Raw genomic sequence first — 13,072 nt, forward strand, 5'->3', positions numbered from 1 at the left:
CAAAGCGCAGTGGCGGTTTGGTTGGTGGTCTGCTGGGGGGCGTGATTGCGGCGGGTATTGGCTTTGGTCTGGCGCAATATGTGCCAAAGGGCTGGCCGCTTCAGGATACCTCGGCTTTGCAGGCAGCGCTTGCGGCGCAGCAGGCCGAAACCGCGGATTTGCAGGCCAAGCTGGCGGCCTTGCCGGATACGGCGGCTTTTGCGGTGCAAATTGCTGATCTGGCCGCAAAGATCCAAGCTTTGGAGGCGCGCCCCGCTGGGAACGCCGCCCCAACCGCCGCGCTGCAAGAGATGCAGGCGCAAATTGATGCGCTGAAACAGGCCCCTGCAGGTGCCGTTGATACCGCAGCGATTCAGGCGATGATGGCCGATGCGCAAGCCGCCGCCGATAAGATCAAGGCCGAGGCAGAGGTGACCTCTGCCTTGGCCCGCGCGACATTGGCTTTGGCCGAGGTGCAGGCCGCCTTGGACAGCGGCGCGCCCTATGCGGCGGCGCTTTCGGCTTTGGCCGATGTGCCTGCTGTGTTGTCTGATCACGCGCAAACGGGTTTGCCGACGCTTGCCGGTTTGACCGAAGCCTTCCCAGAGGCCGCCCGCGCCGCTTTGGATGCGGCACTGCGGGCCGATATGGGGCAAAGCTGGGCTGATCGCGCTACGAATTTTCTGCGCACGCAGACCGGGGCACGCTCGACCACTGCGCGCGCAGGCACCGATCCCGATGCAGTGCTGTCGCGCGCCGAAGCGGCACTTCGCGGCAATGATCTGGCCACGGCTTTGACCGAGATCGCCGCCCTGCCAGCGCCGGCACTGGCCGAAATGGCGGCTTGGCAGGCATTGGCGGAAACCCGGCTTGCCGGTGAAACAGCTGTTGCGGGCCTTGCCGCAGCCTTGGGTCAATAGGGGGTCTGCTATGCTGTGGTCTTTGATTAAAGTTTTGCTGTTTATTGCCGCGATTGCGGGGCTCACCTATGGCGCCGATCTGTTGCTGCAATCGCCCGAAGGGGTGCGGATTGCGGTGGCGGGCTGGGAATTCAGTCTGGGGCCATTGCAAGCCGCGATTGTGCTTTTGCTTTTGGTTGCGCTGCTGTGGCTGGTGATGAAGCTGACCGGCCTTTTGGTCGCAACGCTGCGCTTTTTGAACGGCGATGAAACCGCGATTTCGCGCTATTTCGACCGCAATCGTGAAAGAAAGGGCTATCAGGCGCTGTCTGAAGGGCTGATGGCGCTGGCTTCGGGCGAGGGGCGTTTGGCGCTGATCCGCGCCCAGCGTGCCGAGAAGTTTTTGGAAAGTCCTGATCTGACAACGCTGCTGGTGGCCCAAGCCGCCGAGGCCGCAGGCGATACCAAGCGCGCCACCGCGGCCTATCGCGCTTTGGTCAGCAATGAGGCGACGCGCTTTGTCGGCGTGCGCGGCTTGCTGCGACAAAAGCTGGCCGAGGGTGATACGGACACAGCCCTCGCCTTGGCTGAAAAGGCCTTTGCGCTGAAGCCCAAGCATGCCGAGACGCAGGATATTTTGCTAAAACTGCAATCAGAAAAAGCCGATTGGAAAGGCGCGCGAACCACTTTGGGCGCCAAGCTAAAGGCCGGCAGCCTGCCCAAGGATGTTTACCGTCGTCGCGACGCCGTGCTTGCGCTGCAAGAGGCGCGCGGCGTGATGGACGAAACCGCCAGCACCGAGGCCCGCGAGGCCGCGATCGAGGCCAACAAACGCTCGCCCGATCTGATTCCGGCGGCGGTGATGGCGGGGCGTGGCTTGATTGAAAAGGGCGATAAGAAAGCGGCGGCGCGCATTCTGAAAAAGGCCTGGAGCGTGCTGCCGCATCCCGAAATTGCCGCTGCTTTTGCCGATATAGAGCCTGAAGAGACCCCGGTGCAGCGCTTGAAACGCTTTGCCGCACTGACCTCGCAGCATGGTGACAGCGACCAGACCAAACTCTTGCTGGCCGAGCTGAACATCGCCGCCGAAGATTATCCAGCGGCCCGTCGTGCGCTGGGCGATCTGCCCACCGCGCGGCCAACGCAGCGGGCGCTTGCGATCATGGCGGCGGTTGAACGCGGCGAAGGCTCTGACGAGGCGGTTGTGCGCGGCTGGTTGTCGCGCGCGCTGACCGCTCCGCGTGGCCCGCAGTGGTGCTGCGATAAATGTCAGGCCATCCACGCCACTTGGCAGCCGATCTGCGAGAATTGCGGCGGCTTTGACACCCTCAGCTGGCGCGATCCGGTCGAAACCTCGGGTCAAAGTGCGACGGGGGCCGAACTTTTGCCGCTGCTGGTGGGGCAACCCAAAGCCGCCGAGGTTGAAGACGATGTGATTGATCTGGCGCCAAACCAAAAAACCTAAGGTGCGGGCATCTGGCTTAGGCCTGATGCTCGTAGAAATTTAGGCAAATTGTTGTTAGCGCCTTGGTGAAATACTGGTTTTGAAAAGGGTTTCTTCAGACACTCTGGCTATGCTCGAGATGTATTAGATGCTGACCTTTTTCATATAAAGTATTGTTAAGATGGTGCTTTCGGCCCTCTCTCCTGCGATAAAGCGGCTGCTTTCCTTGCCACGCGGGTCTAAACGCTGTTTGCAAGTCATTGCTGATATCACCCTGCTGGGTCTGTCACTCTGTGTGGCGATGATGCTGCGACTTGGCAATCTGTCGGCGGTGCCTTGGCCGGATGTTTGGCTGATATTGGCCGTTATGCTGCCACCAACCCTTGGCCTCTTTGTCCATTTGGGATTTTACCGCGCCATTCTGCGCTATGCCGACAGTGCTGTTTTGCAGGCTATTCTGATTGGCTGCCTTGCTTCGGGCCTGCTGATGCTGATTGGCGCCCAGCTGTTGGGGCTGGCGCTGCCAAGGTCTGTGCCCGTGATCTATACTTTACTGGCCTTCTATCTCCTCGCGGGCGGGCGAATGGCGATGCGCAGTGTGTTTTTGTTAAGTCAGGCGCAGCCGCGCGCGCCTGTTATCATCTATGGCGCAGGCTCTTCGGGGCGGCAGCTGCTTGCGTCTTTGCAGCATGGGCCTGCCTTTGCGCCAAGGGCTTTTGTCGATGATGCACCCGATCTTCAGGGCTCCGAGATCGGCGGTCTGCGCGTCCATGCGCCGAAGGATCTGCCGCGTTTGATTGACAAAACGCAGGCAAAAACCGTGTTGCTGGCCATGCCAAGCCTGCATCGCGCTGCACGCAAAGCTGTGTTGGATGCTTTGGCACCGCTGCCGGTTCGGCTCCAGACCGTGCCTGCGATGTCAGATCTTGTTTCGGGCAAGGCCAAAGTCTCTGACCTGCGCGAGATTGCGATTGAAGACCTGCTTGGTCGCGATCCTGTGACGCCACGAGCTGATTTGATACAGCAGATGATCGAAGCCAAGGTTGTTATGGTCACTGGGGCGGGCGGCTCGATTGGCTCGGAATTGTGCCGCCAGATTCTTTTGGCGCGCCCTAAAACCCTGATCCTGTTCGAGATGTCTGAATTTCAGCTTTACCAAATTCATGCTGAACTGCTTGCGGCTGCCAAAGGTCAAACCATCCAGATCGTGCCAGTGTTGGGGTCGGTCTGCGATTTTCAACGCGTCAGATCGGTGCTGGCGGGCTGGGGGGTGCAAACGCTTTATCATGCCGCCGCCTATAAGCATGTGCCGATGGTCGAGCAGAACGTCTTAGAAGGCATTCGGAACAATCTCTTCGGCACGGTGACCCTCTCAGAGGCTGCTGTTCTTGAACGGGTTGAAGCTTTTATTCTGATCTCCACCGATAAGGCCGTGCGCCCCACCAATGTCATGGGCGCAAGCAAGCGGATGGCCGAGCTGGTCTGTCAGGCATGGGCTGCGCGTCAGACCAGAACGCGGTTTTCGATGGTGCGTTTTGGCAATGTTTTAGGCTCATCCGGCTCGGTTATTCCGCTGTTTCGCCGTCAAATTGCGGAAGGTGGGCCGATCACGGTTACGCATCCCCAGATTACCCGCTATTTCATGACCATCCCCGAGGCGGCGCAACTGGTGCTGCAAGCCGGAGCCCTGTCGCAGGGCGGCGAAGTTTTTGTGCTTGATATGGGCCAGCCAGTTAAAATTCTGGATCTGGCCCTGCGCATCGCCTGGCTTTCTGGATTAAAACCGGTGATCCAGAACGAAGGCGCCGCTGTTGATGCCCCGCTTGATGGTGATATTGCGATTTATTTTACCGGTCTGCGGCCTGGCGAAAAGCTTTATGAAGAGCTTTTACTGTGCAATCGCGCAACCCCGACGGAACATCCGCAGATTTCCAAAGCCCAAGAGGCGCTGCTGTCCTGGGAGGATCTTAATGTTAGACTGCAAGCATTAGCCGAGGCTTGCGCTGATCAAGATGTGCCAAAGATCAAGCACCTGCTTACGCTTGGCCAAATCGACTATCATGCCGCATCAGAGGTCAGCGATCTGGTGTGGCTTCAAAAAGACAGTGACGCAGTTTCTGCAAAGCTGGCGGCAGAATAGATATAAAGAAATAGCAGCATTCAATCCAAGATTGAATCTTGGGTGGATTTTTGAGTTCCTCCTGCGCAATTTTTCGGCTAAGACGCGAAAGTGTGTTTTCGAGGTGTTTTAAATGTTGGCAAAAGTATTAGTGGCGCTCGTGATTTCGTCAGGCCTTGCCTCTTGCTCTCAAGGCTTTGTTGAATTTCCGGTTACCCCGGATCAACAAAAGACGGCGATTGAAAATGTCGCGATTGTTCGCCTTGACGCCTCGAATATTGACACCTTTAGTCAGCCTGCCCGCGGCTATGCCCGCTCCGCTTTGCCGGTTGGCAAGGCTTCGGATTATCGGATCGGATCGGGCGATCTGTTGAATGTCATTGTTTTTGATCATCCTGAATTGATGCTGCCCGTCGGGCCGCGTGGTGCTGCCGAAGACAGTGGTTTTTATGTGCAGGCGGATGGCAGCTTTAACTATCCCTTTATCGGTGAAGTCGAGGCGGGCGGTCGCACCGCCAGCGATGTCCGCGCCGAAGTGGCAGAGCGGTTGGCAAATTTTATTCCCAGCCCACAGGTTGAAGTGCGTGTCGCGGCCTTTAACTCGCAGCGGGTTGTTGTCGCGGGCGAGGTAAAAGTGCCGAACAGTCAGGCCATAACACTTGCGCCGACCACCTTAATCACGGCGATCAACGCGGCGGGTGGCTTGACCGAAGCCGCAGATACGCGGGCGGTTTCGCTGCAACGCGGCGGCCGGCTTTACACGATTGATTTGGCTGGCTTTCTGAATGCGGGGCTCGAGCAAAACAATCCGCTGCTGCGTGCGGGTGACGTTGTCACCGTGACACGGCGGCGGGCGCAAGAGGCCTATCTTCTGGGCCAAATCTCGAAGCCTGCTGCAATTGATCTGTCGCAAGAACCCATCACTTTGACGCAGGCGATCACGCGACAAGGCGGTCTGAACGAGACCCGTGCAGATGCCCGCGGCGTTTTTGTGTTTCGCCTTGTTAACGGCCGGATGACGGTATTCCAACTTGAAACCTTATCACCGACAGGCCTGCTGTTGGGCACGCGCTTTGTGCTGGAACCTGCGGATGTTGTTTATGTGGTGCGCTCGCCCTTGTCGCGATGGAACGATACGATTTCGGGGTTGCTGCCGACTGTAACAGCGACCCGTGCCGCCCAAACCATTACAAATTAGGGCATAGACAGGTGATAACCTCGGTTCTGGTTGTTTGTGTCGGTAATATCTGCCGATCTCCCGTTGCAGAGCGGGTACTGCAAGCAAAGCTGCCTGATCTGACCGTCACCTCGGCCGGGATCGGCGCTTTGGTTGGCCATGCTGCCGATGCGACGGCGGCCGAGGTCGCGCTGGATCATGGGGTCAGTCTTGCTGGGCATAAGGCACGACAATTCACCCCAGAGCTTGGGGCCAAACAGGATCTTATTCTTGTGATGGAGGCTGGGCATCGGCAGGAAATTGGCCGGCTTGCGCCGCAACTTTTGGGAAAAACCATGCTTCTTGATCATTGGTCCGGCGCGCGTGCGATCGAAGACCCTTATCGGACGTCGCGGGAATTTCACCAACTGACGTTTGAGAAGATCGAGTCCGCGGCGGCAGCCTGGGCACAGCGGCTGAAAGGCAAATGAGGACGCGTATGGCAAGACAAAGCACAGCAGCCGCCGCAGATGAAGGTCTTGATGAGATTGATCTGGGCCAACTTATTGAGACGATCTGGGTCGGCAAATGGCTGATTGCGCTTTGGGTGGTTCTTGGCACCTGTCTTGGTGTGTTTGTTTTTGTGACCACTGCCAAGGTTTATCAGGCGGATGCGCTGGTGCAGTTGGAGAGCAAGTCGAGCCAGATGGGCCTGCCGACCGAGCTTTTGGGGCTGAGTGATACCGGGGCGCAAACCACAACCGAGATCGAGATCATCGGCTCGCGTCTGGTGCTGGGCCAAGCGGTGGCAAAGCTACATCTGGATTGGCAGGCAGAACCGCTGCTGATGCCTGTGATCGGCGTTGCGGTGAAGCACTATGGTCTGCCGATTCCAGGCTTGCCGGCCTATGCGCGGCCCGACAGCAGCATTGCGCTTGATTTGTTGCAGGTGACGGCGGCTTGGGTAGAAGAGCCGATTGCGCTGACCATCACTGGCGAAAACAGCTTTAGCGTTACGCTGCCTGATAATGAGGTTGTGACCGGTCAAGTTGGCCTGACTTTGACCAATGCAGACCAGACTTTTGCGCTGCGGGTGGCTTCTTTGACAGGGGCCGTTGGACGCGAATTTCTGGTGATGCAGCGCGATGAGTCCAAGACGCTTGAAGCCGTCCGCCAAGCGCTGACAATATCTGAACAAGGCCGCGGATCTGGGGTTTTGCAGCTTCAATTTAAGGCGGGTGACCCGCTTTATGCCGAGCGGGTTTTGAACGCGATTGCGGATTCTTATGTTAAACAAAACATTGATCGCGGCGTCGCAAACGCCGACAGCGGTTTGCAGTTTTTGGAAACGCAATTGCCGATCGCTGAAAAAGCGGTCCGCGATGCCGAGAATGAACTGAACGACTATCGCCGCCAAGCGCAGGTTGTCGATCTAAGCTTTGAAAGCCAATCTTTGCTGACGCAGGTTGATAGGATCAACACCGACCTGCAAGCGCTTCAGGCGCAGGAAGATGAGATAAAACAGCGCTATACGCCGAACCACCCTGTCTATCAGCAGCTGATGAACAACCGTGCGCGTTTGCAGGCGCAGCTGGACCAATTGCGACAGGAAACCGAAAAGCTGCCCGAGACTCAGCGTAATATCCTGAACATGACAGATAAATTAGAGCTGGCGCAAAAGGTCTACACCGATTTGCAAAGTCAGGCCCAGTCGACGCGGGTTGTGCGCGCCAGCAACATTGGCTCGGTTCGCATTATTGATTTGGCGCAGGCCAGCGATGCCGCCGTGGCGCCGCGCGGCTCTTTGATTTTGGCGCTTTCTTTCCTGTTGGGGGGGATGGTTGGGATCGGGAATGTTTTGCTGCGCAATTGGCTGAGGCGCGGTGTGCAGGGGGCAGATCAGATTGAGCAGCTTGGTTTGCCGGTCTTTGCCACGGTAAATTATGTTGCCGGCGCAGACACCTCGCGCAGCCGAAAGTCGGATCGCCATCCGATTTTGGCAATCCAAGACCCCACAAGTCTTGCGATTGAGGCGTTTCGATCTTTGCGCACCAGCCTGCATTTCGGCATGCTCGATGCTCCAACAAAGTCGCTTGTGATGACCAGCTCTGCTCCAGGTGTTGGCAAAAGCTTCACCTCAGCCAATCTTGCTGTGGTGATGGCGCAGGGCGGCCAGCGCGTTTGTCTGATCGATGGCGATTTGCGCCGCGGTCATTTGCGCAAGTTCTTTAATCAGCCCAAAAACACCCCTGGCCTTGCGCAATATCTGGCCGAGGAAAAAACTTTGGCCGAGGTGATGATCCAGGGTCCGGTGGAGGGCCTGAGCTTTATCGGCACCGGCCGCTTTCCGCCAAACCCAGCTGAATTGCTGATGCGGCCGAGGATGACAGAGCTTTTGGCGCTGTTGGACAAAGAATTTGACCTGATCTTGATTGACACACCGCCTGTTTTGGCAGTGACCGACCCCGCGGTGCTTGGCCGCATTGCCGGTGGCACTTTGGTTGTGGCCCGCTATGGCGTCACCCAGATTGGTGAGATCGAGGCCACGCAGCGCACGCTTGAAGGCGCTGGCGTTAAAATCACGGGTGCGGTTTTGAATGGCTATGAGCCGACAAACACCTCTGGCTATCGATACCGCTACAATTACAGCTACCGCTACGAATATCGATCAAAGTCGGAGTAAGCGGCGACCGGCCGCAGCGGGTATATAAATCGCGCGCAGGGTCGCTGCGGGGATAGTTTGGCGCTTTGGCCTGCGCTATGGCTTTGCCGAAGAACCGGAGAGCCGATGACCGCCCTTGCCACCCTGCGTCTTGCCCGTCCTGCTGTTGCGGCCTTTGCAGCCATGGGGGTGCTTTGGGGCACGTTTGCCGCGGATCTGCCTGATATCAAGGCCATGCTGGCGGTGGATGAGGCGCAGCTGGGTCTGATGCTGTTTCTGACGCCGATTGCGGCGGTGGTTGCCATGCTGCTGGCGCCCTTGGCGGGGGTGGCTTTTGGCCGCGCGGCCTTGCCTTTGTCTTGCACGCTGATGTGTCTGGGCTTTGTGCTGCCCGGTCAGGCCAGTCTTGCGCTGTTTCCGCTGGCGATGATGGCGGCGGGTGCGGGCACCGGCTTGACCGATGTGATGATGAACGCGCGTGTGGCGGCCTTGGAAAACGCCCGTGGCGCGCCGCTGATGAACCTCAGCCACGCCGCCTATAGCTTTGGCTATGCGGGGGGCGCCTTGGCCACCGGCGCGCTGCGGCAGGCGGGCTTTGGGCCGCCAGAGGTTTTTGCGCTGATGGCCGGGCTGGCGCTGCTGCTGTCGCTGGCCAGCATCGAAGCCGATGGCCGGATCGACGGGCTGGCCCGCCCCAAGGGGCAAGGGGCGGCGCATCTGGGCTGGCTTCCGGTTCTGGGTGGGGCGATGGTCTTGGTGGCCTTTATGACCGAAAACGCCGCCGAGAATTGGTCGGCGCTGCATATCGAGAAAACCTTGGGCGGCAGTGCCACTGCGGGCGCTTTGGGGCCTGCGCTGATGGCGATTACCATGGGTATCGCGCGGCTGTTTGGCCAAGGTCTTGCCAGCCGCCTGCCCGCGCTTTGGCTGCTGACCGGCGGTGCGGTGATCTCGGCCACGGGTGCGCTGACGGCGGCCGCCGCGGTCAGCCCCGCGATGGCCTATGCGGGGTTTGTGATCATGGGCATCGGATCATCGGTGATTGCGCCGACCGCCTTTTCGCTGGTCGGCCAAAAGGCCAACCCGGCCGCAAGAGCGCGGGCGGTGGCGCGCGCGACGCTATTTGGCTATTTCGGCTATTTCTTCGGCCCGCCCTTGGTCGGCATGATCGCAGGCCAGTTCGGCCTGCGCTTTGCCTTTGTCTTTGCCGCCTGCCTGCTGGCGCTGGTGCCGCTGCTGGGACGCGCGATCACAAGGCGGGGTTAGACCCAGTCGCCTTCAAAATCGCGCGGCACCAGCACATGCTCGCGGTTCAACTCGACCGCCTTTTGCACGCCACAAAGCGCCATCGAGATATCCAGCTCTTTGTGAATGATCTCAAGCGCTTTGGTCACACCCGCCTGCCCCATCGCGCCCAAGCCGTAGATATAGCTGCGGCCAATGAAGGTGCCCTTCGCCCCCAAAGCCAGCGCTTTCAGCACATCTTGGCCCGAGCGGATACCGCTGTCGAGGTAAACCTCGGTCTGATCACCCACCGCCGCCACAATCGAGGGCAGCACGCGGATCGAGGACAGCGCGCCATCCAATTGCCGCCCGCCGTGGTTCGAGACAATAATCGCATCCGCACCGACATCCATCGCCATGCGCGCGTCATCAGCATCCAGAATGCCCTTCAGGATCAGCTTGCCACCCCATTGGTCGCGAATGCGTTTGACCTTATCCCAGGTCAGCAAGGGGTCGAATTGCTCGTTGGTCCAGGCCGACAGATTGGCCAGATCGGTCACGCCCTTGGCATGGCCGACGATATTGCGGAAGGTGCGGCGCGGGGTCGCCAGCATCTCCATCGCCCATTGCGGTTTGGTCATGATGTTCAAGATATTGGGCAGCGTCAGCTTGGGCGGCGTGGTCAGACCGTTTTTCAGATCCTTGTGCCGCTGCCCCAGAATTTGCAGATCCAGCGTCACCACCAAGGCCGAGCATTTGGCCTTGCGCGCGCGTTCGATGATCGCATCGACGAAATCTTCGTCCTTCATCACATAAAGCTGAAACCAGAACGGCGTCGGGCTATGGGCGGCGACATCCTCGATCGAGCAGACCGACATGGTCGACAGCGTAAAGGGCACGCCAAAGGCTGCGGCTGCGCGGGCGGCCTTGATCTCGCCATCGGGGCGCTGCATGCCGGTGGACCCAACAGGCGCAAGCGCCACTGGCATCGAGACCGCCTCGCCGATCATCGTGCTGGCGGTCGAGCGCCCGGTCAGATCGCGCGCCACGCGCTGACGCAGGCGGATCTTGGCAAAGTCCGAGGTGTTTTCACGAAAGGTCTGCTCGGTATAGCTGCCCGACTCTGCATAATCGTAAAACATCTTCGGGGTGCGCTTTTTGTAAAGCGTCTTCAGATCGTCGATGCAGGTGATGACTGCCATGGCGGGCCCTATCGCTGTAAACTGCTAAAATTGGTAAGCTATCGTGACCAATCATCCGCAGTTTTGCAAGGCTTCTGTTGCAGGCGACCCTATGCAGGATCGCCGCAGCAGATCAAGCGCCGCACTCAGGCCGAATGCGCACCAGCGGCAAGCGCTGCGACAAAGGCAAGAACTTCGGCCAAGGGCTTGCCCGAGGCGATTTCCTTGACGATGGCCGAGCCCACCACGCAGCCGTCTGCCACGCCTGCAATGGTGCGCGCGGCCTCGGGGGTGTTGATGCCAAAGCCCACGATCACTGGCAGATCGGTCGATTGCTTGATCCGCGCCACCTCTGGCCCCACATCCGCCGCCTGCGCCGCCGCAGCGCCGGTGATGCCGGTGACCGAGACGTAATAAACAAAGCCCGAGGTGTTTTGCAGCACCTTTGGCAAACGCTTGGCGTCGGTGGTTGGCGTGGCAAGGCGAATGAAATTCATCCCCGCCTTTTGTGCTGGAATGCACAGCTCGTCGTCTTCTTCGGGTGGCAGATCAACGATGATCAGCCCGTCAATGCCAGCTGACACTGCTTGGGTCAAAAACAGATCCACCCCGCGTGCATAGATCGGGTTGTAATAGCCCATCATCACGATCGGTGTGATGTTATCTTCGGCGCGGAAATCGCGCACCATTTGCAAGGTCTTATCCAGCGTCATGCCGCCTTCCAGCGCACGCTGCCCTGCAAGCTGGATCGTCGCCCCATCAGCCATAGGATCGGTAAAGGGCAAGCCCAGCTCGATGATATCCACCCCAGCGGCTGGCAGGCCGCGCATCACCGCCAAAGACGTTGCGACATCGGGATCGCCCGCCATGATATAAGACACGAAAGCCTTTTTGCCTTGCGACTTAAGCCGCGCGAAAGTGTCGTCGATTCTGGTCATCTGGCGGCCCATCCCTATTCGTCCGCAATCGGTTTGCACGGCGGCTTAAGGAAAATCAATGCCCCTTGCCGTGCAAGCCTTCAGAAAGCCACCAAAGCCCAGCGATTGCAGCCGTTGCGGCGCTGGAAAGCCTTGACCGCAGCGCCTGTGCTGCCTATGCCGCAGACGGTCAAGCAAAGAGGGTGCCGCTATGGGTTTCAAAATGGGGATCGTGGGTCTGCCAAACGTCGGCAAATCAACGCTGTTTAACGCGCTGACCCGCACTGCGGCAGCGCAGGCCGCTAACTTTCCGTTTTGCACCATCGAGCCCAATGTTGGCGAAGTGGCCGTGCCCGATGCGCGGCTGGACAAGCTTGCCGCCATCGCCGGATCGAAAACCATCATCCCAACCCGCATGACCTTTGTCGATATCGCAGGCCTTGTGCGCGGCGCATCCAAGGGCGAGGGTCTGGGCAACCAGTTTCTGGCAAATATCCGCGAATGCGATGCCGTGGCCCATGTGCTGCGCTGCTTTGAAGATGGCGACATCACCCATGTCGAAGGCCGCATCGACCCGGTCGCCGATGCCGAAACCATTGAAACCGAGCTGATGCTGGCCGATATGGACAGCATCGAACGCCGCATCACCAATTTGGCGAAAAAACTGCGCGGCGGCGATCAAGACACCCAAGATCAGCACCGCCTGCTGACTGCCGCTTTGGCTGCGTTGAACGCAGGCAAACCCGCGCGCACGCTGACGATTGCCGCCGATGATCGTCGCCAGTGGGATATGCTGCAACTGCTGACCGCAAAGCCCGTGCTTTACGTCTGCAACGTCGAGGAATCCTGCGCCGCCAAGGGCAACAGCCAATCGGACCGCGTCGCCAAAATGGCCGCCGAACAGGGTGCTGGGTCTGTGGTGATCTCGGCCAAGATTGAAGAAGAAATCAGCCAATTGGCCGAAGACGAAGCAGCGATGTTTCTGGAAGAAATGGGCCTGACCGAAGCCGGGCTCGATCGGCTGATCAAGGCGGGCTACCAACTGCTGGGCCTGCGCACCTATTTCACCGTCGGCCCCAAAGAGGCCCGCGCTTGGACAATCGAGTCAGGCTGGCTTGCCCCGCGCGCCGCAGGTGTGATCCACGGCGACTTTGAAAAGGGCTTTATCCGTTCCGAAACCATCGCCTATGACGACTATGTCGCTGGCAAGGGTGAAGCGGGCGCGAAAGAGGCTGGCAAGTTCCGCGTCGAGGGCAAAACCTATGAGGTCAAAGACGGCGATGTGCTGCATTTCCTGTTCTCTGGCTGATGCTGGCGGTTGCCAAGGGCCAGCAACTGCGGAAAACATCTGAAACTTTCCCTCTTGCCCAGCCTCGCCCAGATCGCTAAATGAAGTTCAACGGAAGCGTGGCTGAGAGGCCGAAAGCACTCGGTTGCTAACTGAGCGTAGGGGGAACCCTACCGTGGGTTCGAATCCCACCGCTTCCGCCA

The 13,072-nt window shown here is 59.0% G+C and carries 10 protein-coding genes and 1 tRNA gene; 9 read left to right on the forward strand and 2 right to left on the reverse strand.

Going from position 1 to position 13,072, the window contains the following annotated elements:
- The 7 genes from V7Q10_RS14780 to V7Q10_RS14810 form a co-directional block, all read left to right on the forward strand.
- On the forward strand, positions 1-899 hold an 899-nt coding region (locus V7Q10_RS14780), incomplete at its 5' end, for a COG4223 family protein (protein WP_333869905.1).
- Positions 900-909: 10 nt separating this feature from the next.
- A complete protein-coding gene (locus V7Q10_RS14785; RefSeq protein ID WP_333869906.1) occupies positions 910-2,343 on the forward strand; it encodes a heme biosynthesis protein HemY in 1,434 nt (477 codons plus the stop codon).
- Between the two features lie 160 nt (positions 2,344-2,503).
- A complete protein-coding gene (locus V7Q10_RS14790; protein WP_333869907.1) occupies positions 2,504-4,462 on the forward strand; it encodes a polysaccharide biosynthesis protein in 1,959 nt (652 codons plus the stop codon).
- Between the two features lie 112 nt (positions 4,463-4,574).
- A complete protein-coding gene (locus tag V7Q10_RS14795; RefSeq protein ID WP_333869908.1) occupies positions 4,575-5,639 on the forward strand; it encodes a polysaccharide biosynthesis/export family protein in 1,065 nt (354 codons plus the stop codon).
- Between the two features lie 11 nt (positions 5,640-5,650).
- Positions 5,651-6,088: a low molecular weight protein-tyrosine-phosphatase gene (locus V7Q10_RS14800; RefSeq protein ID WP_333869909.1), complete on the forward strand. Its 438-nt coding sequence runs from the start codon at positions 5,651-5,653 to the stop codon at positions 6,086-6,088.
- 8 nt (positions 6,089-6,096) lie between these two features.
- Complete coding sequence (locus V7Q10_RS14805) at positions 6,097-8,280, forward strand: polysaccharide biosynthesis tyrosine autokinase (protein ID WP_333869910.1); 2,184 nt, start codon at positions 6,097-6,099, stop codon at positions 8,278-8,280.
- Positions 8,281-8,385: 105 nt separating this feature from the next.
- Complete coding sequence (locus V7Q10_RS14810) at positions 8,386-9,525, forward strand: MFS transporter (RefSeq protein ID WP_333869911.1); 1,140 nt, start codon at positions 8,386-8,388, stop codon at positions 9,523-9,525.
- Here the strand turns inward: V7Q10_RS14810 and V7Q10_RS14815 are convergent.
- Positions 9,522-10,685, reverse strand: a complete 1,164-nt coding sequence (locus tag V7Q10_RS14815; protein ID WP_333869912.1) for an alpha-hydroxy acid oxidase — start codon at positions 10,683-10,685, stop codon at positions 9,522-9,524. The genes V7Q10_RS14810 and V7Q10_RS14815 overlap by 4 nt on opposite strands.
- Positions 10,686-10,810: 125 nt before the next feature.
- Positions 10,811-11,602 carry a tryptophan synthase subunit alpha gene (trpA, locus tag V7Q10_RS14820; RefSeq protein ID WP_333869913.1) on the reverse strand — a complete coding sequence of 264 codons (792 nt, stop codon included), beginning with the start codon at positions 11,600-11,602 and terminating at the stop codon, positions 10,811-10,813.
- 190 nt (positions 11,603-11,792) lie between these two features.
- Between trpA and ychF the strand changes: the two genes are divergently transcribed.
- Together ychF and V7Q10_RS14830 are read left to right on the forward strand one after the other, a co-directional pair.
- Positions 11,793-12,890 (forward strand): redox-regulated ATPase YchF, encoded by a 1,098-nt coding sequence (gene ychF / locus V7Q10_RS14825; protein WP_333869914.1) that lies wholly within the window; start codon positions 11,793-11,795, stop codon positions 12,888-12,890.
- Between the two features lie 92 nt (positions 12,891-12,982).
- Positions 12,983-13,072: transfer RNA gene (locus V7Q10_RS14830), tRNA-Ser, on the forward strand.

The sequence above is a fragment of the Cypionkella sp. genome (assembly GCF_036782355.1).
Taxonomy (GTDB): domain Bacteria; phylum Pseudomonadota; class Alphaproteobacteria; order Rhodobacterales; family Rhodobacteraceae; genus Cypionkella.